This window comes from Streptomyces sp. NPDC044064 (genome assembly GCF_056434245.1).
Window position 1 is genome coordinate 1 of sequence record NZ_JBWKFN010000053.1, and the last position, 23210, is coordinate 23210.

The 23210-nt window shown below is 70.5% G+C and carries 23 protein-coding genes; 18 read left to right on the plus strand and 5 right to left on the minus strand.

Annotated features, from left to right (window positions below; genetic code table 11):
• The first annotated feature begins 109 nt into the window (after positions 1-109).
• The 9 genes from AC07DS_RS44790 (at position 110) to AC07DS_RS44830 (ending at position 7877) form a co-directional block, all read left to right on the plus strand.
• Positions 110-754 (plus strand): HAD family hydrolase, encoded by a 645-nt coding sequence (locus AC07DS_RS44790; protein ID WP_145884946.1) that lies wholly within the window; start codon positions 110-112, stop codon positions 752-754.
• Between the two features lie 93 nt (positions 755-847).
• Positions 848-1579, plus strand: coding sequence for a VC0807 family protein (locus tag AC07DS_RS44795; protein ID WP_479154485.1), 732 nt, complete (start codon positions 848-850; stop codon positions 1577-1579).
• 81 nt (positions 1580-1660) lie between these two features.
• Positions 1661-2869, plus strand: coding sequence for an MFS transporter (locus tag AC07DS_RS44800; RefSeq protein WP_479154486.1), 1209 nt, complete (start codon positions 1661-1663; stop codon positions 2867-2869).
• Entirely contained in the window at positions 2820-3992 is a 1173-nt protein-coding gene (locus AC07DS_RS44805) for an acetoin utilization protein AcuC (RefSeq protein WP_479154487.1), read from the plus strand. The genes AC07DS_RS44800 and AC07DS_RS44805 overlap by 50 nt, the downstream gene beginning before the upstream one ends.
• A gap of 158 nt (positions 3993-4150) precedes the next feature.
• Positions 4151-4966, plus strand: coding sequence for a phosphatase (locus AC07DS_RS44810; protein ID WP_479154488.1), 816 nt, complete (start codon positions 4151-4153; stop codon positions 4964-4966).
• 129 nt (positions 4967-5095) lie between these two features.
• The gene (locus tag AC07DS_RS44815) at positions 5096-5308 is read left to right on the plus strand and encodes a helix-turn-helix domain-containing protein (RefSeq protein ID WP_159045100.1); all 213 of its coding nucleotides are present in this window, start codon (positions 5096-5098) and stop codon (positions 5306-5308) included.
• Positions 5309-5441: 133 nt separating this feature from the next.
• A complete protein-coding gene (locus AC07DS_RS44820) occupies positions 5442-5540 on the plus strand; it encodes a 30S ribosomal protein bS22 (protein WP_003948845.1) in 99 nt (32 codons plus the stop codon).
• Positions 5541-5745: 205 nt separating this feature from the next.
• Entirely contained in the window at positions 5746-6807 is a 1062-nt protein-coding gene (locus AC07DS_RS44825; RefSeq protein WP_479154489.1) for an NAD-dependent epimerase/dehydratase family protein, read from the plus strand.
• 14 nt (positions 6808-6821) lie between these two features.
• Positions 6822-7877 (plus strand): lysophospholipid acyltransferase family protein, encoded by a 1056-nt coding sequence (locus tag AC07DS_RS44830; protein WP_479154490.1) that lies wholly within the window; start codon positions 6822-6824, stop codon positions 7875-7877.
• Between the two features lie 67 nt (positions 7878-7944).
• Here the strand turns inward: AC07DS_RS44830 and AC07DS_RS44835 are convergent, their stop codons facing one another.
• The 3 genes from AC07DS_RS44835 to AC07DS_RS44845 all read right to left on the minus strand — a co-directional run bounded on the left by AC07DS_RS44835 (position 7945) and on the right by AC07DS_RS44845 (position 11599).
• Complete coding sequence (locus tag AC07DS_RS44835) at positions 7945-9174, minus strand: DUF5667 domain-containing protein (RefSeq protein WP_479154491.1); 1230 nt, start codon at positions 9172-9174, stop codon at positions 7945-7947.
• 246 nt (positions 9175-9420) lie between these two features.
• On the minus strand, positions 9421-10203 hold the full coding sequence (locus AC07DS_RS44840) for an ECF subfamily RNA polymerase sigma factor, BldN family (RefSeq protein ID WP_479154492.1): 783 nt from the start codon (positions 10201-10203) through the stop codon (positions 9421-9423).
• Positions 10204-10660: 457 nt separating this feature from the next.
• Complete coding sequence (locus tag AC07DS_RS44845) at positions 10661-11599, minus strand: HAD family hydrolase (protein WP_479154493.1); 939 nt, start codon at positions 11597-11599, stop codon at positions 10661-10663.
• A gap of 94 nt (positions 11600-11693) precedes the next feature.
• Here AC07DS_RS44845 and AC07DS_RS44850 point away from each other — a divergent pair, with 94 nt between their 5' ends.
• The 5 genes from AC07DS_RS44850 to AC07DS_RS44870 all read left to right on the plus strand — a co-directional run bounded on the left by AC07DS_RS44850 (position 11694) and on the right by AC07DS_RS44870 (position 17390).
• Positions 11694-11975 (plus strand): glutaredoxin family protein, encoded by a 282-nt coding sequence (locus tag AC07DS_RS44850; protein WP_479154494.1) that lies wholly within the window; start codon positions 11694-11696, stop codon positions 11973-11975.
• Positions 11976-12221: 246 nt separating this feature from the next.
• Positions 12222-12995 carry a redox-sensing transcriptional repressor Rex gene (locus AC07DS_RS44855; RefSeq protein ID WP_145884935.1) on the plus strand — a complete coding sequence of 258 codons (774 nt, stop codon included), beginning with the start codon at positions 12222-12224 and terminating at the stop codon, positions 12993-12995.
• Positions 12992-14692 carry a glutamyl-tRNA reductase gene (locus AC07DS_RS44860; RefSeq protein WP_479154495.1) on the plus strand — a complete coding sequence of 567 codons (1701 nt, stop codon included), beginning with the start codon at positions 12992-12994 and terminating at the stop codon, positions 14690-14692. Before AC07DS_RS44855 ends, AC07DS_RS44860 begins: the two co-directional genes overlap by 4 nt.
• Complete coding sequence (gene hemC / locus AC07DS_RS44865) at positions 14689-15684, plus strand: hydroxymethylbilane synthase (protein WP_479154496.1); 996 nt, start codon at positions 14689-14691, stop codon at positions 15682-15684. The genes AC07DS_RS44860 and hemC overlap by 4 nt, the downstream gene beginning before the upstream one ends.
• Entirely contained in the window at positions 15681-17390 is a 1710-nt protein-coding gene (locus AC07DS_RS44870) for a bifunctional uroporphyrinogen-III C-methyltransferase/uroporphyrinogen-III synthase (RefSeq protein ID WP_479154497.1), read from the plus strand. Before hemC ends, AC07DS_RS44870 begins: the two co-directional genes overlap by 4 nt.
• Positions 17391-17428: 38 nt before the next feature.
• Here the strand turns inward: AC07DS_RS44870 and AC07DS_RS44875 are convergent, their stop codons facing one another.
• Positions 17429-18421, minus strand: coding sequence for a phospholipase D-like domain-containing protein (locus AC07DS_RS44875; protein WP_479154498.1), 993 nt, complete (start codon positions 18419-18421; stop codon positions 17429-17431).
• Between the two features lie 253 nt (positions 18422-18674).
• Here AC07DS_RS44875 and AC07DS_RS44880 point away from each other — a divergent pair, with 253 nt between their 5' ends.
• From AC07DS_RS44880 to AC07DS_RS44890, 3 genes are all read left to right on the plus strand, one after another.
• Positions 18675-19028 (plus strand): LuxR C-terminal-related transcriptional regulator, encoded by a 354-nt coding sequence (locus AC07DS_RS44880; RefSeq protein WP_479154499.1) that lies wholly within the window; start codon positions 18675-18677, stop codon positions 19026-19028.
• A 94-nt stretch (positions 19029-19122) separates the two neighbouring features.
• Entirely contained in the window at positions 19123-20115 is a 993-nt protein-coding gene (gene hemB / locus AC07DS_RS44885) for a porphobilinogen synthase (protein WP_145884931.1), read from the plus strand.
• 264 nt (positions 20116-20379) lie between these two features.
• A complete protein-coding gene (locus tag AC07DS_RS44890; protein ID WP_479154500.1) occupies positions 20380-20733 on the plus strand; it encodes a DUF805 domain-containing protein in 354 nt (117 codons plus the stop codon).
• Positions 20734-20805: 72 nt separating this feature from the next.
• Here AC07DS_RS44890 and AC07DS_RS44895 read toward each other — a convergent pair whose 3' ends face one another.
• Positions 20806-21567, minus strand: a complete 762-nt coding sequence (locus tag AC07DS_RS44895; protein ID WP_479154501.1) for a DUF4232 domain-containing protein — start codon at positions 21565-21567, stop codon at positions 20806-20808.
• Positions 21568-21750: 183 nt separating this feature from the next.
• Here AC07DS_RS44895 and AC07DS_RS44900 point away from each other — a divergent pair, with 183 nt between their 5' ends.
• Complete coding sequence (locus AC07DS_RS44900; protein ID WP_479154502.1) at positions 21751-23196, plus strand: helix-turn-helix domain-containing protein; 1446 nt, start codon at positions 21751-21753, stop codon at positions 23194-23196.
• Positions 23197-23210: the final 14 nt, after the last annotated feature.

Here is a 23210-nt window from a genome sequence, read left to right on the forward strand (position 1 = left end):
CAGGGGGGACCCTGTGGGAGAGTAGGACGCCGCCGAACAAATTTTGAGAAAACCCCCGCATCTTCGGATGCGGGGGTTTTCTGCGTTCAGGGTCCTTTAGGGTCGAGGTATGCGCTACGACCTGATCATCTTCGACAACGACGGTGTCCTGGTGGACAGCGAGCCGATATCCAACCGGCACCTGGCCGCCTATCTGACCGAGTTGGGGCACCCGACGTCGTACGAGGACTCCATCCGGGACTACATGGGGTCGGCGATGCACCGGATTCACGAGCTGGTCCTGGAGCGGACCGGGCAGCGGCTGCCCGAGGACTTCGACGATGTCTTCCACGCACGGGTGTTCGCCGCGTTCGAGCGGGAGTTGAAGCCCGTGGCGGGCGCCGATGTCGTGCTGGAGAAGCTGGTCGCGGACGGGGTGCCGTACTGCGTCGCCTCCTCCGGGAGTCATGAACGGATCCGGGTGGGGCACAGGACCACCGGACTCGACCGGTGGTTCGACGAGGAGAGGATCTTCAGTTCGCAGGATGTGGGACGTGGCAAGCCGGCGCCCGATCTCTTCCTCTACGCGGCCGAACGGATGGGTGTCGCCCCGGATCGGTGTGCCGTCGTCGAGGACTCTCCGCTGGGCGTGCAGGCGGCCGTGGCGGCCGGGATGGACGTGTACGGGTACACCGCGATGACGCCGGCCGACCGGCTCACCGGCGCGAACCAACTCTTCTCCAGCATGGGGGAGTTGGCTGACCTGCTGGTATGACCCGAGCCATCGGCTCGGCGCTGACATTTGTCATGCTGACCTCCGGACGTTCGTGCCTACTGGCGGACCCCTCCCGGCAGCCAAGCTGAGGGCATGACGAAGAACACGGGGATCCAGGGCCGCAGCGACGACCGGAAGCAGAACCCGAGCGTGCTCGACAACTTCAGGCCACTGCTCCTGGACGTGGCGGTGCCGCTCGGCTCGTACTACCTGTTCAAGGACGGCTTCGGGATGAGCACCTTCGCGGCGCTCGCCTGGAGCAGCGTGGTGCCGGCGGTGCGGACCCTGTGGAGCCTGACGAAGGAGCGGAAGGTGAACGGCCTGGCCGGGCTCATCCTGGTCGTCAACGTCGTCTCGCTGCTGCTGAGCTTCGTCTCCGGTGACCCGCGGCTGATGCTCGCCAAGGACAGCGGGATCAGCAGTACGGTCGCCATCGGGATCCTGGTCTCCGTCCGGCTCGGAAGGCCGATGATGACGGCCGGCATGAAGCCCTTCCTGGTGAAGGGGGACGCTGCCAAGGAGGCCGCCTGGGAGCGGCTGATGTCCGGGGCGGTGGCCGGGTCCGCGGCCTTCCGGAGCAAGGAGCGGGCGTTCTCCGTCGTCTGGGGTCTGGCGCTGCTGGCCGAGTGCGTCGTGCGGGTCGTGGGCGCGTACACCATCCCCGTGGACACCATGGTGTGGCTCGGTACGGTCATCATGCTCGGTGCGATGGGGATCGCCATCGTGATCAGTGGTGGCCTGGCCATCGATCCGATGGAGAAGATGCTGGTCGCCGAGGTCGAGGCCGGCCGGGCCGAGGCGCCCGCGGTCGCCGTCGCCGCCTGATCCTCCGCTCGGTAAAGCTGAAGGAAATTCATCTTTGGCTGGATCTACCCACAGGTAGCCCGGGGCCCTACGCTCGCCGCCATGACTGATGTGCTGCGGCGCGGCAGGGCCTCGCTGGCGTTCAGCTTCTTCGCGCAGGGTGCCACCTTCGCGCTGCTGGTGACGCGCATCCCGGCGATCCAGGACCGGTACGGCATCTCCGACGCGCTGCTGCCGGTCTTCCTGGCCGCCGTGCCGATCCTCGCCGGGGTCGGCAGCGTGACGACCGAGCAGCTGGTCAAGCGAATACGGCCCAGCCGACTGCTGCGCTGGTCCCAGCCGGTGGTGCTGCTGGCGCTGCTCGGGGTCGGGGCCGGCGGGGTGATGGCCGAGGTGGGGCTCGCCCTGGCCGCGTTCGGGCTGGCCGTGGGGGCGCTGGACGCCTCCATGAACATGCTCGGGGTGAGCCTGCAGCGCACGTACGGGCGCAGCATCATGCTGAGCTTCCACGCCGCCTACAGCCTGGGCGGGATCGTCGGGGCCTCGCTCGCCTGGGCCGGGGCGCACTGGCACCTCGCGCTGTGGGTGTCGTATCTGCCGGTGGTGGCCGTGCTGCTGCCGGCGACGCTGGTGGGGAGCCGGTGGTACGTCGACGGGGACGCGGCGCCGGTGGCGGAGGAACAGGGTGGTGGCACGGTCGTCTTCAAGCTGCTGCTGCCGCTGTGCCTGGTGATGACCTTCGCCTACATCGGGGACTCGACGGTCTCCAACTGGAGCGCGAAGTATCTGAAGGACGTCCTCGGGAGCTCGGAGCAGCTGGCGACGGTGCCGTACAACGTGTACATGGTGACCACGCTGGCCGGGCGGGCCATCGGGGACCTCGGGGTACGGCGGTTCGGGGCGGCCGCGGTGGTACGGCTCGGGGCGCTGGTGGCGGCCGGAGGGTTCGCGGTGGTGTCCGTGGCGCCGGACGCGTGGCTCGGGATGCTCGGGTTCACCCTGCTGGGGCTGGGGCTGTGTGTGCTGGTGCCACAGACGTTCGCGGCGGCGGGGCGGTTGTTCCCGGGGGCTTCGGACGCGGCGATCGCCCGGCTCAACATCTTCAACTACGTCGGGTTCCTGATCGGTTCGCCGCTCGTGGGGGCGCTCGGGGACGCCTGGAGCTACCGGGGCGCCATGCTGGTGCCGATGGTGTTGGTGCTGGTGACGTTGGTGTACGCCAGGTCGTTCGCGGCTCAACCGGACCGATACGGTGGCGGGCATGAGCGGCCGCGCACAGCTGATGTGGGACGAGGCAGTAACGGGCTATGACTTCGGCCCGGACCATCCGATGGATCCGGTCCGGCTGGAGCTGACCCGGAAACTGGTGGGTGCCTTCGGGCTCGACCGGGAGCTGGAGGTCGTCGCGGCGAAGCCGGCCGGGGAGTCGACGCTGCGGCTGGTCCACCGGGAGGACTACATCCGTGCCGTGAAGGCCGCGTCGGCGAATCCCGGGTCGGCGCAGGGGGCGTACGGGCTGGGGACGCTGGACGATCCCGCCTTCGCCGGGATGCACGAGGTGTCCGCGCTGATCGCGGGGCAGTCGGTGGGGGCCGCGGAGGCGGTGTGGCGGGGGGACGCGCTGCACGCCGTGAACTTCGCCGGAGGGCTGCATCATGCGATGCCCGGCGGTGCGTCGGGGTTCTGTGTCTACAACGACGCGTCGCTCGCGATCGCGCGGTTGCTGGAGCTGGGGGCCGAGCGGGTCGCCTATGTCGATGTCGACGTGCATCACGGGGACGGCGTGCAGGCCGCGTTCTGGGAGGATCCGCGGGTTCTGACGATCTCGCTGCACGAGCATCCCCGTACGTTGTTCCCGCAGACCGGGTGGCCGGAGGAGACCGGGGCCGGGGCGGGCGAGGGTGCCGCGGTGAACGTGGCGCTGCCGGCGGGGACCGGGGACGCGGGGTGGGTGCGGGCGTTTCACGCCGTGGTGCCGGAGCTGCTCGCGGAGTTTCGGCCGCAGGTGATCGTTTCGCAGCACGGGGCCGACACGCACTTCGAGGATCCGCTGGCGCACCTCGCCGTGTCGTTGGATGCACAGCGTGCCGTGCAGGTGGCTTGTCACGAGCTGGCGCACGAGTACGCGGACGGGAAGTGGGTCGCCCTGGGGGGCGGTGGGTACGCGGTGGTGGAGGTGGTGCCGCGCTCCTGGACCCATTTGGTGGGGATCGCCGCGGGGCGGGAGGTCGCTCCCGAGGCGATGATTCCCGAGGGGTGGCGGCAGGAAGTGTTCGCCCGGACCCGGCAGTTGGCTCCGCAGCGGATGACCGATGGGCGGTGGCCGGTGTCGTTCGCCTCGTGGTCGGCGGGGTACGACCCCGCCGATCGGGTCGATCAGGCTGTGCTGGCTGCTCGGCGGGCTGTGTTTCCGCTGCGGGGTCTGCTGCCGTGAGCGTCCAGGGGGCTCCGCCACCTGGACCCCCGTTTCCCACCCGCGCACCCGTCCCGGTCGGCTGAGAAGGCGCCCAAGAAGGAACCCGTTACGCCAACCGTGCGGTCTTTCACCGTTCCCTGCGCCGTTGTACCCCCCAATGAGTCACCATCGCACCCGTGTTGACCGCCGATGCCCTCCGCGCGCATCTGCTGGCTGTCCGGATGGCCGGAGAGGTGGGCACCTCCCGGGAGGACAGTCTTCGCAGCTATCGGCTCTTCGCTGCCCGGGATCCGCGGGTGTTGATCGGAATCGATCCCGAACGGTTCTGGGGCCCGGGGGAGTTGCTGGCTCTGATGGCCGAGAAGTGTGGGGTCTCGGCCGATCCCCGGCACACGTCCGGGCCGGATGTGATCGATCCCGGGCGGACTCTCGCCGCGTTGGACGCCTTCGCGGAGCGGGTCGGGAGTGCGGCCCGGCGGGGTGTGCCGGTGCTGCTCGGGACCGGGCATCCGCATCGGCTGCTCGGGTTCTACGGCGGCTTGGCGGACGCTCTGTCGGCGGCGGGGTGTGAGGTGCTCACCCCGGCGCAGGGTCGCCGTGTCGACATATTGACCCGGTTCGGTCTACGTACGTACCGCCTGGACTACGTACGAGGTGTTGCCTTGGTGCGAGAACCGGAGGGCGAGCGCCCCGGTTGTGAGCCGGGTGTCCACTGTCATTCACCACTGCCGGTTAGGGTCGCCCTGGCGGCCGCCGCGGACGCCGGCGGGCCGTTGCCCGAGCTGGTGATCGGTGACCATGGCTGGGTCTGCGGGGCAGGTCAGCTGGGGTTTGAGGCCATTGGTCTCGCGGATACGGATGACCCGGCGCTCTTTGTGGGGGAGGCGGAGGGGGTCGTGTCCGTCGCCGTTCCGGTTGATGACGCTGTGCGGTCTAGTTACTACTCGCCGCTTACCCACTACGTACTCAATCGAGCGTGTCTGTCACAGTAGGCCGCCGATGGGTGCACCTCTTCCCCACTCGCATCACCCGCCCCTACATTGGGGAGTGAGCACGCAACGACGAAGAGTCACCGGAAGGGGAAGCCGGTGGCCGTCGAGTGCGGAAGGTTCAGGTGTGTCATGGCTGCAGCTGGCGAGAGGCCTCTGAACGAGGTTCAGTTCCTTACCGTGGCGGAGGTCGCCTCGGTGATGCGAGTGTCGAAGATGACCGTGTACCGGCTGGTGCACAGCGGTCATCTGCCCGCGATCCGGGTGGGGCGGTCCTTCCGCGTCCCGGAGCAAGCGGTACACGAGTACCTTCGCGAGAGTTATGTGGGGGTGGAGACGGTCTGACGACGCTTCCGGTAACCCCGGAAGACCCCTCGATTACGACCTCGGCGCTCGGACGGGTAGGCTAGCCCCTCGTAGGTCGTGTGGGCCCATGGCGCCCAAACAACCGAGTGATGAGAAGTGAGCGAGGGTAGTCGTGGGCTCTGTTATCAAGAAGCGGCGCAAGCGGATGGCCAAGAAGAAGCACCGCAAGCTGCTCAAGCGCACGCGCGTTCAGCGCCGCAACAAGAAGTAAGCGGCGCCGCGAGAGCGTGTCCCTGTGGCCCCCCGTCCTTAAGGGCGGGGGGCCACAGTCATGTCCGGGGTACCCGGTGCAGGGGTACTCGGCATATTCCGATTGGGGAATTTCCGTCACCTCGTGCATCGGGCGGTCATCACAGCGCAACATCGACCCGCTAGGTTGGCCGCACACGGGTAACGCGGGAAGGAAGGCGCTGATCTTGGGAAAGGTCGTGCTCGTCACCGGAGTGGCCCGACAGCTGGGCGGCCGGTTCGTGCGGCGGATCCAGCGGGACCCCGAGGTGGATCGGGTGATCGCCGTGGACGCGGTGCCGCCGGCGCACCATCTGGGCGGGGCGGACTTCATCCAGGCTGACATCAGACAGCCCACCATCGCCCGGGTGCTCGCCGAGGCGGGCGCCGACACGGTCGTCCACATGGACGTGACCGGCACCGCGCTGGGCAGCGGCAGCCGGGCCACGGTCAAGGAGACCAACGTCATCGGCACCATGCAGCTGCTGGGCGCCTGCCAGAAGTCGCCGACCGTGCAGCGGCTGGTGGTGAAGTCCAGTACGAACGTGTACGGGTCCGCGCCGCGGGATCCGGCCGTGTTCACCGAGACGATGCCGCCCAAGTCGCTGCCGAGCGGCGGGTTCGCGAAGGACGCGGTGGAGGTCGAGGGGTATGTCCGCGGGTTCGCGCGGCGGCGGCCGGACGTCGCCGTGTGCGTGCTGCGCTTCGCCAACATCCTCGGGCCGACAGCGGACACCCCGCTCGCCTCGTACTTCGCGCTGCCGGTCCTGCCGACCGTGTTCGGCTACGACCCCCGGCTGCAGTTCGTGCACGAGGACGACGTCATCGAGGTGCTGCGGATCGCCTCCCACGAGCCGCGCCGGGGCACCCTGAACAGCGGCACCTTCAACATCGCCGGCGACGGCGTGCTGCTGCTGTCGCAGTGCTCGCGGCGGCTCGGGCGGCCCATCGTGCCGCTGCTGCTCCCCGCGGTCACCTGGGCCGGTTCCCTGGTGCGTACGCTGGGCATGACGGACTTCTCGCCGGAGCAGATCCGGTTGCTCACCCACGGCCGGGTGGTGGCCACGGACCAGATGCGCGAGACGCTGGGCTTCCGGCCCAAGTACACGACGGCGGAGACGTTCGCGGACTTCGCGCGCAGCCAGGGACCGGGGCTGCTGCCGCCGGAGGCCCTCGCGGGGGCCGTCGACCGGATCGCCACGCTTGCCGCGAAGGGCAGCGGGCACCTTCCGACGCAGAGCGCCAACTGAGGAGCGCAGCAACGATGGCGGACGCCAAGGTCATTCCGTTCGACGACGACCGGTCCCGTGGGAGCGCCGCCCAGCGGCCCTCGCGGCGCCGGAGCGCGGGCAGCAGGCGCGGCGCGGTGGGCGAGCCCGCGCCGGTCCGGGAGGTCCAGCCCCTGCCCACCAGGGCCGCCGAGCAGGATGATGTCTCTGTGACCAGGGAGGAACAGCCGCCTGCCGGGCCGCGGCACGACGGTGGGCTCGACCGCCGCATCGCGAGCGGCCTGGCCTTCCTGCGCCGCCGGCTCACCGGGGACTACGAGGTCGACGACTTCGGTTACGACGAGGAGCTGACCGACCAGGTCCTGATGTCGCTGCTGCGGCCGGTGTACGAGAAGTACTTCCGGGTCGAGGTGAAGGGCATCGAGAACATCCCGGCCGAGGGCGGGGCGCTGATCGTCGCCAACCACTCGGGGACCCTGCCGCTCGACGGCCTGATGATGCAGGTTGCCGTGCACGACAACCACCCGGCGGGCCGCCATCTGCGGCTCCTGGCGGCGGACCTGGTCTTCGTCCTGCCGGTGGTCAACGAACTCGCCCGCAAGCTGGGGCACACCCTCGCCTGCGCCGAGGACGCCGAACGGCTGCTGGGGCAGGGGGAGCTGGTCGGGGTGATGCCGGAGGGCTTCAAGGGCATCGGGAAGCCGTTCGGCGACCGGTACAAGCTGCAGCGGTTCGGCCGGGGCGGTTTCGTCTCCACGGCGCTGCGGCAGGGCGCGCCGATCATCCCGTGCTCGATCGTCGGGGCCGAGGAGATCTACCCGATGATCGGCAACTCCAAGACGCTCGCCCGGGTGCTGGGTTTCCCGTATTTTCCGTTGACGCCGACGTTCCCGTGGCTGGGGCCGCTCGGGGCGATTCCGCTGCCGACCAAGTGGACGATCCAGTTCGGCGAGCCGATCGCGACGGACGGCTATCCGCCGGAGGCGGCTGAGGACCCGATGTTGATGTTCAACCTGACCGACCAGGTCAGGGAGCAGATCCAGCACACGCTCTACAAGTTGCTGGTGCAGCGGCGGTCGGTGTTCTTCTGAGCGGTGTACGGCAGCGGGGGCGCCCCTGCTCGGAAAGGGGCGCCCCCACTGCTGTTCTCCTGTGGGGCTAGCTCGCGTCCTCGCCGTCGATGCCGAGGCCGGGCAGCAGGCCCGGGAGGAGCGGCGGGAGGGTGACGTCCGGCTCGGGCAGCGGCGGTTTGGTGGTGGACGGGGTGCCGCCGTCGTTGCCGATTTTCGGCGGGTCGAGCAGGCCGCCCGTGTCGCCCCCGATCAGGCCGCCTCCGCTGTCGCCCGTGGCGGAGCCGCTGGGGCTGCCGGAGCCGCCCGTGTGCTTGCCGGAGGAGGGGGTGTCGCCGGAGCTGGGTGCGGTCGCGCGGTGGGTGCCGGAGGTGCCGGTGGACGCCGAGCCGGAGCCCTGTCGTGTGCCCCCACCGGTCTGGGCCGGCGGCTGCGGGAGCAGGGACTGCAGCGGGGCGACCTCTTGGTCTATGGCGTCGAACACCGACGACACCTGCTGTTTGACGTCTCCCAGCTGCACCGGCAGCTTGTCGCTGAGCAGGCTCCAGGCCTCGCGGTGCGACCGGGAGAAGGAGTCCAGGGCCTGGATGGGGCCCAGGGAGCCGGGGTCGCGCTCATAGGCCGCGTGCAGCAGGCGGTGTCCTTCGGTCACGTCCTGCTGCATGCCGGACAGGGTGCGACGGATCTCGCCGATGGACTCGTGGTCGAGGTGACCGCCGCGGCCGCGCTCCATCAGCCGACGGGCCTCGCTCAGCCGGGTGGAGGCCTGGTCGAGGTAGGTCTTGCCGCGCTCGTCGTCCCCGTCGCTCATGTAGTTGAGTTTGATGTCCTCGATGCCGCGCTTGAGGCCGTACAGCGAGTCGCCGGGCAGCGCGTCGGAACTCGCGGCGGCGACCCCGCCGAAGGCTCCGGCGGCCACACCGACGCTGAGCCCGCCCGCGGCGAGCCCCTTGGTCAGTCTCGAACGCGGCCGCAGCTTGCCCAGCGGGCTCGCCCGGTGCGCCCCTCGGCCGCGGCTGCGCTGCTCGGGCACCGCCGCACCCGCCGCCCCGGTCCCCTCCTGGAGCATGGCCTCCATCGCGGCCACCAGCTGGGCGCGCTGGACGACCTTGACCTCGGGGTCGAGCTTCGGCCTGGGCAGTGCGCCGAGACCCGCCGCGAGGGCCAACAACTCGCCTTGCCCGGTGCCTTCCTCGGCGGTCGGCGGCGGATCCGCCGCCGCTGCGGACTGCTCGGCCGCCGTGTCCCGGTCGGACTGCTCCTCCAGGGCGTGGGCGAAGGCGTTCGCCCGCCGGTGGGCCGATACGTTCGCGATCACTGGCGGCACCTCCTCTCGTCATCACCGTCGACTCCCCAGGGGGTCCTGAGGGTTGCACGCCCACGACCACTTCCACACGATCGAGCGATCAGGGTCGGCCAGGACGTGACCACAGGGAGCCTGTATCCCGCACAACGAGCGGCTCGGCACTTGGGTTACGGACGGCGGATGATCGGGTCGGATTGGCAACGGGTGTTCACGGAACGTGAGTTGAACGTCGCCCGCCGTCGCCCTGAGTGGCGGACGTCAGCGGGCGTCGTCCGGCAGGAGCCGGGCGAGGGTGCGCACGGCTCGGTACTGGAGGGTCTTGATGGCGCCCTCGTTCTTGCCCATCACCCGGGCGGTCTCGGCGACCGAGAGGCCCTGGAGGAAGCGGAGCGTCACGCACTCCTGCTGCTGAGGGTTGAGCCGGCGTACGGCGTCAAGGAGCGCGGCGTTGGAGAGGGACTCCAGGACGGAGTCCTCCGGGGAGCGCTCGACCTCGTTGGCGTCGAGCATCTCGCCGGTGGTGACCTCCAGGCGGAACCGGCTGGACTTGAAGTGGTCCGCCACGAGGTTCCGGGCGATCGTCACCAGCCAGGCGCCGAAGTCGCGGCCCTGCCAGGTGAAGGTGCCGATCCGCCGGAGCGCCCGCAGAAAGGTCTCACTGGTGAGGTCCTCGGCGGTCGCCTTGCCGCCCACCCGGTAGTAGATGTACCGGTACACCGTGTCGCTGTACTGGTCGTAGAGCCGTCCGAAGGCCTCGGCCTCGCCGGACTGGGCGCGCTCCACGAGGTCCATCATCCGGGCGCTGTCGCTGTCGGCGGCCGGCCGACGGGCGGTCGTGGCGCCGGACGTGCGACCGCGTCTGCCGACCGCCGCGCTGCCCTCGGCCAGTGCGTAGCACGGGCCTACGGGTGCTCCGGCGGTGGCGAAGGCGGGGACGGGGTACGCGGTGGGGACGACGCCGCGCAGCGTCTCTTTGACCGCCGCGACTGTCGCGCGCAGCGTAGCCAGGCCCGAGGCGTCAACCCCGACGTGTGGGTACACGGGACTCCCAGAGGCAGAGCTTCCATCACATGCAGTACCGGACCATTCACCCGTCGTAGCGACGGAGGAGTGCCGGTTTGCGTCTGAGGAGAATAACGCTTCGTGCAGGCACTGCTACACCGAGTTGCTCAAATCATCGATTGCGTCGCTTCCGTAACCGATTGACGACCCTTCAAGTGCCGTAGGGTGACCGGTTGTTGATCGGAAAAGGGCGGTTTTCGGCGAAGTGGGGGGCGTGTTGGGGAAAGGCAGGCATAATCCGGCAGCAGGCGACACGATTCGGCGCCCATGAGCGCATGACAAGTGGCCCGGCGGCGCGGCCGGGCGTGGGGCTGTATGGATGTGCGGATCCGCCGAGTGGGCGCGACCGGCCCCCGCGGCCTGCAGCCGAAGGACGGCCTGCAGCCGAAGGGCGGCCCGCAGGCCGGCGGCGATCACCCGCTGGTCATGTGCGGGGCTATCGACGACGCCGGCTCAGTGCGATCGCTGCCGCGGTGCCACCGGCGACCGCTCCGACGCCCGCCGCCGCCGGAATGCCCACCTTCGCCGCCTTGCGGCCCGTGCGGTAGTCGCGCAGGCGCCAGTCCTTTTCGCGGGCGTGTTTGCGCAGTTTGGTGTCGGGGTTGATCGCGTAGGGGTGGCCGACCAGGGACAGCATGGGGATGTCGTTGTGGCTGTCGCTGTAGGCGGCGCAGCGGGAGAGGTCGAAACCCTCCGCCGCGGCCAGCGCCCGTACCGCCTCCGCCTTGGCCGGGCCGTGCAGCGGTTCGCCCACCAGCTTGCCCGTGTAGACGCCGTCGACCGACTCCGCCACCGTGCCGAGCGCGCCCGTCAGGCCGAGGCGGCGGGCGATGACCTGGGCGATCTCGACGGGGGCGGCTGTGACCAGCCACACCTTCTGGCCCGCGTCCAGGTGGGCCTGCGCGAGGGCGCGGGTGCCCGGCCAGATGCGGTCGGCCATGTACTCGTCGTAGATCTCCTCGCCGATCGTCTCCAGTTCGGCGACGCGGTGGCCCTTGACGATGGAGAGCGCGGAGTCGCGGGCGTCCTGCATGTGCTCGGGGTCCTCGACGCCGGCCAGCCGGAACCAGGCCTGCTGCCAGGCGAACCTGGCCAGGTCGCGGGTCTCGAAGAACTTCCGCTTGTACAGGCCCCGGCCGAAGTGGAACAGCGCGGCGCCCTGCATCACGGTGTTGTCGAGGTCGAAGAAGGCGGCGGCCCGGTCGTCGCCGATCACCGGGAACTCCGGTTCCTGTTCGGCGGCCTGCGCGGCCTCCTGTGCCTCCTGCGCCTCCAGCGAGGACTTGCGGGCGGCCTCAGCCGAGGCCTCGCCTGCCAACACGCTCCGCGCCGTGGCGGAGCGCCTACGGGGAGTGAGCCATCCGAGAGCGGCCATGGCGTGAGCATAGCCAGTTTGTTCGGTGGTTCCGGAGTCGAGAGGTTGGAAGGGTGTGAACTCTCCGCGTCCGCGTCGTTAAAGAAGCGCGAGAATGGCCGACATGAGTCCCCTCTTCCGGCGTAGGACCGCCCCGCAGGAGCGGCTGGTCACGCTCATCCGCAAGCCCGGCTGCCATCTGTGCGACGACGCGCAGGCGGTGATCGAGAAGGTCTGCGGTGAACTCGGCGTCCCCTGGGAACAGAAGGACATCACCCAGGACCGGCAGCTCCACGACCAGTACTGGGAGCAGATCCCCGTGGTCCTGGTCGACGGCCGGCAGCACACCTTCTGGCGGGTGGATGAGGGCCGCCTCCGCAAAGAACTGACCGAGTAGTACAAGACCGCACCGAACGTCCCTTAGGATCGACGGCGGTTTGGTCTCGGGGGCGGGATTCACGAGGAGTGTGTCGGTTTTGCCCCCAGGAAGGGCCCAGGGATGACGCGCGTGACCCCGGTCACGTTGGCCGGGCAAATCGGACACCATCTTTGTGCACGCGTTCACAAAGACATAGCCTGCTGTCGACGGGGCGGTCTGGGGACGTATGACCGCCTGCAGCCCCGCTCAACCCGCAGGAGCACCGTGGCAACTGGCCGAACACACCGACCGGCGACCCGTAGCCGAGGGATTCCCGAGGCCACCGTCGCTCGGCTTCCGCTGTACCTCCGAGCCCTGACCGCACTGTCGGAGCGCTCGGTACCCACGGTCTCCTCCGAGGAACTGGCCGCGGCGGCGGGGGTCAACTCCGCCAAGCTGCGCAAAGACTTCTCGTACCTGGGCTCCTACGGAACGCGCGGTGTCGGCTACGACGTGGAGTATCTCGTCTACCAGATCTCCCGTGAACTCGGCCTGACCCAGGACTGGCCGGTTGTCATCGTCGGTATCGGTAATCTCGGTGCCGCCCTGGCCAACTACGGCGGCTTCGCCTCCCGTGGCTTCCGGGTCGCCGCGCTGATCGACGCCGACCCGGCGATGGCCGGAAAGCCGGTCGCGGGCATCCCCGTCCAGCACACCGACGACCTCGAGAAGATCATCAAGGACAACGGGGTCTCCATCGGTGTCATCGCCACCCCGGCCGGTGCCGCCCAGCCGGTCTGCGACCGGCTCGTGGCCGCCGGGGTGACCTCCATCCTGAACTTCGCGCCGACCGTGCTGTCCGTCCCGGACGGCGTCGACGTGCGCAAGGTCGACCTCTCCATCGAGCTGCAGATCCTCGCCTTCCACGAGCAGCGCAAGGCCGGCGAGGAGACCGCCGAGGGCGGCCCGCTGCCCGCGGCCGCTCCCCGTGGCGCGGCCGCCGACGACTCCGCCGACCAGGGGCCCGACGGGGACGTACCCGCCGTGATGCCGGCATGAGTCTCCTCGTCGTGGGTCTGAGCCACCGCAGCGCCCCGGTCAGCGTGCTGGAGCGGGCCGCGCTGAGCGTGGACGCCCAGGTCAAGCTGCTCCAGGACACGGTCGCCGCCGAGCCGGCCACCGAGGCCGCGGTGCTCGCCACCTGCAACCGCATCGAGCTGTACGCCGACGTGGACAAGTTCCACGCCGGTGTCGCCGAGCTGTCCACACTGCTCGCCCAGCACAGCGGGGTCGGCCTCGAGGAGCTGACGCCGTATCTCTACGTGCACTACGAGGACCGGGCCGTCCACCACCAGTTCTCGGTGGCCTGCGGTCTGGACTCGATGGTCGTCGGCGAGGGGCAGGTCCTCGGGCAGATCAAGGACTCCCTGGCCCGCGCCCAGGAGCTGCACACCGCCGGCAAGCTGCTGAACGACCTGTTCCAGCAGTCCCTGCGGGTCGGCAAGCGGGCCCACTCCGAGACCGGCATCGACCGGGCCGGCCAGTCCCTGGTCACCTTCGGCCTGGAGCAGCTGGCCGCGGGCGGGGACGTCAAGGAATGGGCCGGGGGCCGCCGGGCCCTGGTCATCGGTGCCGGGTCGATGTCGTCCCTGGCCGCCGCCACGCTCGCGCGTGCCGGGGTGGCCGAGGTCGTCGTCGCCAACCGCACCGTCGAGCGCGCCGAGCGCCTCGCGCAGATCCTCACCGAGGCGGACGATGCGACGGTGACGGCCCGTGCGGTACGGATGGACGCCGTGCCGGACGAGCTGACACGTGCCGACATCGTCGTCTCCTGCACCGGCGCCACCGGCCTTGTCCTGACGGCCGAGGCGGTCGCGCAGGCGGTCGAGGGCCGCACCGGACAGCCCGTGGCCGACCTCGGCGACGGTGCTCGTACGGCCGTGAAGGCCGCGCTGCCGGCCACCGGCGTCGGCACCGAGGAGAACTGCCCGCTGGACCTGGCCGCCGTGCAGGGGGCCACCGGCTTCTCCGTGCTCGGCGAGGCCGCCGTGGCGGGCATGGACGCGGCCACCCTGGAGCAGCACGCGGCCTGGGTCGACAACGGCACCGTGGACCGGCGGGAGGCGGCCCGGCGCAGTCCCGAGGCCGACGCCGAGCTGATCACCGCGCTCGCCGCCACGGCCGCGACCGTCGGCCGTATCCCCGAGCGCCGCAAGCCGGAACCGGCCGCCGTCATCCCGCGGCCGGCCCCGGCCGTGTTCTTCCTCGACCTCGCCATGCCCCGCGACATCGACGCGGCCGTGCACCGGCTGGCCGGGGTGCGGCTGGTGGACATCGAGTCTCTCGCCGAGGCCTCCGCGGACGCGCCGATGGCGGCCGACGTGGACCAGGTCCGGCGTATCGTCTCCGACGAGGTCGCGGCCTTCGGCGCGGCACAGCGGGCGGCGCACATCACGCCGACCGTCGTGGCGCTGCGCACCATGGCCGCCGACGTGGTCGCCGGTGAGATCGCGCGGCTCGACGGCCGCCTGCCCGACCTGGACGAACGCCAGCGCGGCGAGATCCGGCAGGCCGTGCACCGGGTCGTCGACAAGCTGCTGCACGCGCCGACGGTACGGGTCAAGCAACTCGCCGCCGAGCCCGGCGGCGCCGGGTACGCGGACGCGCTGCGCACCCTGTTCGACCTCGACCCCGAGACGGTGGCCGCCGTCTCCCGGGCCGAGGACAGCACAGACAAGAAGGACCGACCGGCATGACTGAGAAGGCACTGCGACTGGGGACGAGGCGGAGCAAGCTCGCCATGGCCCAGTCCGGGCAGGTGGCGGAAGCCGTGAGCCGGGTGACCGGCCGGCCCGTCGAGCTGGTCGAGATCACCACGTACGGCGACGTCTCCCGCGAGGCGCTCGCGCAGATCGGCGGCACCGGTGTGTTCGTCACGGCGCTGCGCGACGCGCTGCTGAGGGGCGAGGTGGACTTCGCGGTTCATTCGCTCAAGGACCTGCCGACCACGCAGCCCGACGAGCTGGTGCTGGCCGCGATCCCCGAGCGCGAGGACCCGCGGGACGTGATCGTCGCCCGGGACGCGCTGAAGTTCACGGACCTCCCGCGGGGCGCCCGCATCGGTACCGGTTCCCCCCGCCGCATGGCGCAACTGAACGCATACGCGCGCGCCCACGGCCTGGACATCGAGACGGTCGCGATCCGCGGCAACGTCGACACGCGGATCGGATACGTCCGCGACGGCGAGCTGGACGCCGTCGTACTGGCCGCCGCCGGACTGAACCGGATCGGCCGGATCGACGAGGTGACCGACTTCCTGTCGGTCGACACGGTTTTGCCCGCCCCCGGCCAGGGGGCCCTGGCGATCGAGTGTGCCGCGGACAACGCGGACCTGATCGCGGCGCTCGGTGAGCTCGACGACCCGTTCACCCGGGTCGCCGTGACCGCCGAACGGTCACTGCTCGCCGCCCTGGAGGCCGGCTGCAGCGCCCCTGTGGGCGCGCTGGCCGACCTTCCCCCCCTCTCGGCTCCGCTCGAGCGGGGGGACTCCCAGGCCGACGGGCAGATTGTCAACGAAATGCGCCTGCGCGGCGTCGTCGGCACGACCGACGGCACCCGTACGGTGCAGCTGTCCACCACCGGTCCCGTGCCCCAGACGGATGAGCAGGCGGTGGCACTCGGTCGCGAACTCGCCACCGAGATGCTCGCCCAGGGTGCGGCCGGTCTGATGGGGGAGCGAGCACAGTGAGCCCCACCACCCTTCCCACCGGTCCGGAACACGGGCACGTCACCTTCCTCGGTGCCGGACCCGGGGATCCGGGACTGCTGACTCTGCGCGCAGTGGAGGCACTGTCGAACGCGGACGTCCTGATCGCCGAGCACGAGGTGCTCGACGTGATCCGGACGCACGCCCGGCAGGGCGTCTCCGTGGTGCGAACGGACGGGGATTCCTCCTCGGTGTCGCCGCCGGGCTCGGGTACGCCGCAACTCACGGTCGTTGACGGCGCGTCAACAACCGCTGCGGTCCCGTCCCCTGCCCGGGATGCCGCTCATCTTGTCATGGAGGCCGCACGGGGCGGCAGGCGGGTCGTCCGTGCGGTGTCCGGGGACCCGGGACTAGATACGTACGCGGCCGAGGAAATGCTCGCCTGTGCCGCCGCCGGTGTGCCCTTCGAGGTCGTACCGGGTGTGGCGGCCGCGGTCGGCGTGCCCGCGTACGCCGGTGTGCCGCTGCGGGACGCGCAGGGTACGGACGTCCGGTTCGTGGACGCCCGTACCGCCTCCGACCGCTGCTGGACGGAGGTCGGCGCCTCCGACGGCACGGTGGTCGTGTCGGTGACGCTGGACGCGGTGGCGGCGGCCGCCGGAGAGCTGGTGGCGGCGGGCCGCAAGCCGGACACCCCGATGTCGGTCACGGTCGCCGGTACGACGACCCGTCAGCGGACCTGGACGGCGACGCTCGGCACCATCGCGCAGACGCTGAAGCAGGCGAAGGTGCTGCCGTCGCCGGACGGCGGCCGACCGGTGATAGCCGTGGTCGGCGAGCGTTCCGCCGCCGCCCAGCGCGACCAGCTGTCGTGGTTCGAGTCCAAGCCGCTGTTCGGCTGGAAGGTGCTCGTGCCGCGTACGAAGGAGCAGGCGGCGTCGCTCTCCGACCAGCTGCGGTCCTACGGCGCGGTGCCGCACGAGGTGCCGACGATCGCCGTCGAGCCGCCGCGGACGCCCCAGCAGATGGAGCGGGCCGTGAAGGGGCTCGTCACCGGGCGGTACGAGTGGATCGCCTTCACCTCGGTGAACGCGGTCAAGGCCGTGCGGGAGAAGTTCGAGGAGTACGGGCTCGACGCCCGGGCCTTCGCGGGCATCAAGGTGGCCGCGGTGGGTGAGCAGACGGCCAAGGCGCTGGTCGACTTCGGTGTGAAGCCGGATCTGGTGCCTTCGGGGGAGCAGTCGGCCGCCGGTCTGCTGGAGGACTGGCCGCCCTACGACCCGGTCTTCGACCCGATCGACCGTGTCTTCCTGCCCCGTGCCGACATCGCCACCGAGACCCTGGTCGCCGGGCTCATCGAGCTGGGCTGGGAGGTCGACGACGTCACGGCCTACCGGACCGTGCGGGCCTCGCCGCCGCCGGCGGACACGCGGGAGGCGATCAAGGGGGGTGGCTTCGACGCCGTTCTCTTCACGTCGTCCTCGACTGTCCGGAACCTGGTGGGTATCGCGGGCAAGCCGCACAACGTCACCGTGATCGCGTGCATCGGTCCGGCCACGGCGAAGACGGCCGAGGAGCACGGGCTGCGGGTCGATGTCATGGCTCCGGAGCCGTCCGTGCTGAAGCTGGCGGAAGCGCTGGCCGACTTCGGTCTCAAGCGGAGGGCTGCCGCCCTGGAGGCGGGGGACCCGGTGACCCGGCCGAGCGAGCGGCGTCCCGGGGCGCGCAGGCGCCGTACGACGACCTGAGGTTCCAGGGGGCTGCGGCCCCCTGGAACCCCGGTTCGTCATGCCGCGGTGCCGCCCGCGTAGTCGCTGTCGAACGTCGTCTCGATCGTGGAGGCCACCGGCTGGGCCACGCCTGTGCCGGTGAGGATGATGCCGAGCTCCCTGTTGCTGCTCAGGGAGTTGCTGCTGATGTTCATGGAGCCTGCTTCCACTTCCTGGGTGGAGAGGCCGTAGTCGACGACCATCGCCTTGGCGTGGATGTAGAAGCCGCTGGGGTCGGAGTAGCCCACGACCTTGCCACCCGCGGACTTGATGGCGGAGACCTGGCTGGAGTAACTGGACGGGTTCTCCAGGACCACGCGTACCGCCACGCCCGCCCTGGCCCGGGCGACGATGGCGTTGACCACCGTGCTGTCGCTCAGTTCGAGTTCCTCGACGTCGAGGGTCCTGGTGGCGGCGTTGATCAGTGACACCAGGCGGCTGCGCGAGTCGGTGGGGGACCAGAGCAGGTGGTCGCCGTCCGTGGGGGTGATCGACGTTCCCGCGTAGTCGGCGTTGAAGACCTTCTCCACGGACGCCACGTCCCTCGTGTCGTCGTCGAAGACGCCGTAGTCACGGCTGGTCGTGTAGTACTGGGAGGTCAGGTTCCCGGTCATGATCAGGGACTTGGTGCCGTCCACCGTGATCGTCTTCTGGTGGGTGTAGACGAAGGCGGAGGGGGACCAGACGACCCCTATGCCCGCGTTCTTCAGGGACGTGTACGCCGCGTTGTCGGCGCTCTGGTGCTGGCGGTCCAGGACGACCCGGACCGTGACGCCCTTGTTCTTCAGGGCTATGAGGTCGTTGACGGCCGTCGTGTCCTCCAGCTCGTACATGGTCATGTCGAGCGTGCTGGTGGCCGAGTTGACGAAGTCGTAGATGGTGGGCTGGCTGCCGCTTCGGGAGAAGGCGAACGCGGAGTAGCTCGCGGCGTTCGCGGGGACGGCGGTGGCGACGACGGCGGTGCCGGCCGCGAGGGCGACGCCCGCCCGGCCGAGGACCTTCCACAGCATGCGTGACTCCTGATCGGGGAGAGGGAACTCACGGTGGGGGGAGTGGCGCGTGCATGCCACCACGCGCGTAGAACGCCGGGAAGGCGTACGCATCCAGGGACGGCCAGGAGTCCGCAAAATGTTTGTATGGAGCGGGAGTTGTCGATGCCGGCGGCCAGGTTTCCCGCGGCCCGGGGAGCCGTTCCGCACATGTCCTTCGCGTTCTTTATGCAATGTCCATGCCGCGGGGTGGGGCAAGGGGGACGGAGGCCGCATGGGGTGCGAGGAATTGCCGCTGGAGGGCATGGTCGCCGGTCATCGGCAGTGGGCGCGGCTGCTGCCGGGCCTCGGTTCACGCCGGCGCCAGGTCGCCGAACTGGTGGCCGGCGGGCTGTCCGATCCGGAGATCGCCTCGAAGCTCTTCATCAGCCCGCGCACGGTGCGGGCTCATGTCGCGGACGTGCTGCGGTACTTGGAGGCGACCAGCGGGGTGGAGATCGCCTGCGCCCTGGCCGCGGGCCTGCTGACCGCAGGCGTCGCGACCGGCCCCGCCTTCGCCGTCGAGGGCGTGGCGCAGTCCAGGGGGACGAAGCCGACCGTCGTGGCCTGGCGGCACTCCGCGTCCTGAGCGCGGGCTCCTCCTGCCGGCCTGCGCGCAGGCCCGGCGCCGGTCGACAGGCCGTCGGCAAGAGGAGCCCGCGCCCGGGCGTAGCGTAGAAGCCATGACGAAGTACGGATCCTTCCCCGGTACGCGTCCCCGGCGGCTGCGCACCACCCCCGTCATGCGCCGAATGGTCGCCGAGACCCGGCTGCACCCGGCCGACTTCATCCTCCCCGCCTTCGTCCGCGAGGGCATCAGCGAGCCCGTGCCGATCGCGGCCATGCCCGGCGTCGTCCAGCACACCCGCGACAGCCTGAAGAAGGCGGCCGCCGAGGCGGTGGAGGCCGGGATCTCCGGGATCATGCTGTTCGGCGTGCCGGAGGAGAGCAAGAAGGACGCGCTCGGCACCCCGGGGACCGATCCGGACGGGATCCTCCAGGTCGCCATCCGCGATGTGCGCGCCGAGGTCGGCGACGACCTGCTCGTCATGTCCGACGTGTGCCTGGACGAGACCATCGACCACGGGCACTGCGGTGTCCTCGACGCCGAGGGGCGGGTCGACAACGACGCCACCCTGGAGCGGTACGCCGAGATGGCCCAGGTGCAGGCCGACGCCGGCGCCCATGTGGTCGGCCCCAGCGGCATGATGGACGGTCAGATCGGGGTCATCCGCGACGCCCTGGACCAGATCGGCCGGGAGGACGTCGCGATCCTCGCCTACACCGCCAAGTACTCCTCCGCCTTCTACGGCCCCTTCCGGGAGGCCGTCGCCTCCTCGCTGCAGGGCGACCGCAAGACGTACCAGCAGGACCCCGCCAACTGGCGCGAGTCCCTGCGGGAGCTGGAGCTGGACCTGGCCGAGGGCGCCGACATGGTGATGGTCAAGCCGGCCGGTCCCTACCTCGACATCCTGGCCCGGGTCGCCGACAGCGTGGACGTCCCGGTCGCCGCCTACCAGATCTCCGGCGAGTACTCGATGGTCGAGGCGGCCGCCGAGAAGGGCTGGGTGGACCGTGACCGGGCCATCTTCGAGACCCTGACCGGCATCAAGCGCGCCGGAGCGCGGAACATCCTCACCTACTGGGCGACCGAAGTGGCGCAGAAGCTGCGCTGACGGACACGGTTCGAGATCGTTCCGGTTCCGAAAGGGCGGCGGGCCGGACTCGGTGCGGCCGCTGTTCGGAAACGGAACGAACTCGGTTCCGGTAACGTCCGGCGGCCGTGCGGGGAACGGGCGGTGATCATGTACCGACCTGCCCCGAATGTGATGTTCCGGACGTGCCGCAACGCGAATGACGCGCCCTCGTCAAACCCCTAATCTCTGCGCCTGGCCTGATCCGTTCCGGAGGGTCCGAACGTCGATCCCTGGGGGGTTGCCATGAGCTGGTTCGTCGAGGCTCTGAAGAAGTACGCAGTGTTCAGCGGTCGCGCGCGCCGCAAGGAGTACTGGCTGTTCATGCTGTTCGCGTGGATCATCTACGTCGCGCTGGCCGTCGCCGCCGCCGCGGCCCACGCGCCCTACATCGTCGGCCTCGCCGTGGTCTTCCTGCTGCCGGCCCTGGGCGTCACGGTGCGCCGACTGCACGACACGGGCCGCTCCGGCTGGTGGATCCTCTTCGGGATCGTGCCGCTGATCGGCTCCATCGTCCTGCTGGTCTTCTACTGCTCGGACAGCCAGGCGGGCGCGAACAAGTACGGCCCGAACCCGAAGGAAGCCCCGGCGTTCGCGTAACGCCCCGCGCGTCGCCGTCCGGCGACCGCACACCGAGGCCGCCCGGGCAGTCGCCCGGGCGGCCTCGACGGTTCACCAGCCGGCGATGTCGTCCAGGTCGTGCTGCCAGTACGTGACCTTCAGCGAGCTGTCGTAGTACACGCCCTTCGCGGGCAGCGCCGGGGTCGCGGAGGCGCCGCCGCTGCTGTTGGGGGTCTTCCCCTGGAAGCCGACCACCAGCTTGTGGCCCGTCGTGCCGCCCTCGCCGCTTCCGTCCGCGGCGGAGAGCAGGACGGCCGCGTACCCGGACTCGCCGGGCGCGAGGGTCGTCACGGCCTGCGGATGGGTCTCCTCGTCGGCCTGCGGCACCCACTGCATCTCGTCGAAGCGCAGGATGGGGAAGTAGGTCAGGTCGCAGTACTTCGAGCCGGTGTTCCTGACCGTGATGATCATGTGGTTGAGCGGTCGGGACACCGGCTGCGCGGTGACCTTGGTGTCGGACCCGTTGCACAGGACGCGGTTCTTCGGGTCCCACGGATCCGAGGAGCGGCCCGAGCCGGAGGACGACGAGCCCGGGGAACCGGAGGATCCCGAGCCCGACGACGTCGAGGAGCCCTTGGCGGAGCCGGAGGAGCCCTTGGCGGAGCCCGACGAGCCCGAAGCGGAGCCCGAGTCCGTCGATTTGCCGGAGGCCGGGACCGCGGTGCCCTTGCCGCCCGTGGCCGGGGCCTCCGTGAAGGAGGTCTTCGAGGCACCTTCGTCCCTCGTCCCCGTGCCGCTGCCGCACGCCGTGAGGGCGAGTGCGGTGAGGGCGACTCCGGTGACCGCGAACAGGTGGGTACGGCGGGTGCGCATGGCTGGTCTCTTCTCTTGGCCGAGTGGTGGCGTGCTTGGATGGCCACAGCTTGTGGGGCGGTCCGTCCCGCCTGCCACACCTGGCGGACGATCAGGGACGCTGGAATGCCCGCATAGGCTCTGAGCTGGGGAGACGTCCCTCCCCTGGAACGCGGGGACGGGACACGGGGAGATGGAGGAACAGTGCCGGACAGCACTGCTGGCGCCGCTTTCGCCGAGCTGTTAAGGGAGTTGAAGGACCGGTCGGGGCTCAGCTACGGCGTCCTGGCCAAACGGCTCCACATGAGTACGTCGACGCTGCACCGGTACTGCAACGGGGACGCCGTACCGACCGACTACGCCCCGGTGGAACGCCTGGCCCGCCTCTGCAAGGCCTCGCCGGACGAACTGGTCGAGCTGCACCGGCGGTGGCTGGTGGCGGACGCGATGCGGGGCCGGGGCAAGGCGGAGACGGCCGGCCCGGGGCCGGCGGAGACCGCACCCGCGCCCGTGCCGGCGGAGAACACGCCTGAGCCCGAGCCGGAGTCGCCGGCCGAGCCGGAAGGGTCGGCTGAGCCGGAGCCGTCGGCTGTGGCGGAGTGGTCGGCCGAGCCGGAAGCGTCGGCTGTGGCGGAGTGGTCGGCCGAGCCGGAGCCGCCGACCGGGCCGGAGCGGTCGGCCGAGCCGGTTGTCGAGGCACCGGGTGCGCCCGCGCCCATCGTTCGTCGTCGTACCCGCACCGTCGTCGTCGCCGGGATCGCCGTCGCCGCTGTGATCGGTGCCGTCGCGCTGGCCGTGAACCTGACCCCCGGCGGTTCGGATGCCGGGGACGGCCGTCCCCTCGCGGCGGCCTCGACGCCGGGTCACGCGACGGCGGGCGGACACACCTCGAAGGCACCGCACACCCGCACCTCGCCGTCCGTCTCCGCCTCCGTCTCCGCGTCACCTTCGGGTTCGCCCTCGGAGCCGGCCGTGGACGAACCGAAGTCGGACGACAAGGGCAGGGCCGAGTCCGGCGGCGGCGCCTCCGACGCCGCTCCGCTGACGGTGGCGACCAGCGCGTACACCTGGGACAGTCCCTGCGACGGGCGCTACTTGATCAACCGCCCTCCGGCGCAGGTCGCCCCGCCGCCGACCGAGGAGGCCGCGACCGCCTGGGTGGCCGCGCACGGCGCCGTCTCCTCGGGGAAGCAGGAGGTAACGCTCACCGTGCAGGGCACCGGCAAGCAGACCGTGGTCGTGGAGAGCCTGACGGTCCATACGATCACCAAGCGCACACCGCTCGCCTGGAACGACTACGCCATGGCCTACCCGGGCGTCGGCTGCGGCGGGAAGGTCCCGACCCGCTCCTTCACCGTCGCGCTCGACTCCGTGCGTCCCGCCGTCCAGCCCAAGGCAGGGCAGCAGGACTTCCCGTTCAAGGTCAGCGAGTCGGACCCCGAGGTGTTCCACGTGACGGCCGAGGCCTCGGCGTACGACGTGAGCTGGTCCCTGTCGCTGGCCTGGTCCAGCGGCTCCCGCCACGGCGTGCTGCAGGTCGACAACCACGGCCGGCTGTTCCGAACGAGCGGCAACAACGGCCGTCCCGCCTACGAGTTCCCGCTGGGCGGCTCGGGATGGGTCAAGGAGGGCACCACGATCCCGGAGTGAGGCGGAGAACCTCG

Coding starts and splice junctions, on each gene's coding strand:
- AC07DS_RS44880 (WP_479154499.1), top strand. CDS start 18,675: ATGGGGTGCGAGGAATTGCCGCTGGAGGGCATGGTCGCCGGTCATCGG.
- AC07DS_RS44815 (WP_159045100.1), top strand. CDS start 5,096: ATGGCTGCAGCTGGCGAGAGGCCTCTGAACGAGGTTCAGTTCCTTACC.
- hemC (WP_479154496.1), top strand. CDS start 14,689: ATGACTGAGAAGGCACTGCGACTGGGGACGAGGCGGAGCAAGCTCGCC.
- AC07DS_RS44850 (WP_479154494.1), top strand. CDS start 11,694: ATGGCCGACATGAGTCCCCTCTTCCGGCGTAGGACCGCCCCGCAGGAG.
- AC07DS_RS44795 (WP_479154485.1), top strand. CDS start 848: ATGACGAAGAACACGGGGATCCAGGGCCGCAGCGACGACCGGAAGCAG.
- AC07DS_RS44845 (WP_479154493.1), bottom strand. CDS start 11,599: ATGGCCGCTCTCGGATGGCTCACTCCCCGTAGGCGCTCCGCCACGGCG.
- AC07DS_RS44830 (WP_479154490.1), top strand. CDS start 6,822: ATGGCGGACGCCAAGGTCATTCCGTTCGACGACGACCGGTCCCGTGGG.
- AC07DS_RS44805 (WP_479154487.1), top strand. CDS start 2,820: ATGAGCGGCCGCGCACAGCTGATGTGGGACGAGGCAGTAACGGGCTAT.
- AC07DS_RS44790 (WP_145884946.1), top strand. CDS start 110: ATGCGCTACGACCTGATCATCTTCGACAACGACGGTGTCCTGGTGGAC.
- hemB (WP_145884931.1), top strand. CDS start 19,123: ATGACGAAGTACGGATCCTTCCCCGGTACGCGTCCCCGGCGGCTGCGC.
- AC07DS_RS44875 (WP_479154498.1), bottom strand. CDS start 18,421: ATGCTGTGGAAGGTCCTCGGCCGGGCGGGCGTCGCCCTCGCGGCCGGC.
- AC07DS_RS44800 (WP_479154486.1), top strand. CDS start 1,661: ATGACTGATGTGCTGCGGCGCGGCAGGGCCTCGCTGGCGTTCAGCTTC.
- AC07DS_RS44890 (WP_479154500.1), top strand. CDS start 20,380: ATGAGCTGGTTCGTCGAGGCTCTGAAGAAGTACGCAGTGTTCAGCGGT.
- AC07DS_RS44895 (WP_479154501.1), bottom strand. CDS start 21,567: ATGCGCACCCGCCGTACCCACCTGTTCGCGGTCACCGGAGTCGCCCTC.
- AC07DS_RS44860 (WP_479154495.1), top strand. CDS start 12,992: ATGAGTCTCCTCGTCGTGGGTCTGAGCCACCGCAGCGCCCCGGTCAGC.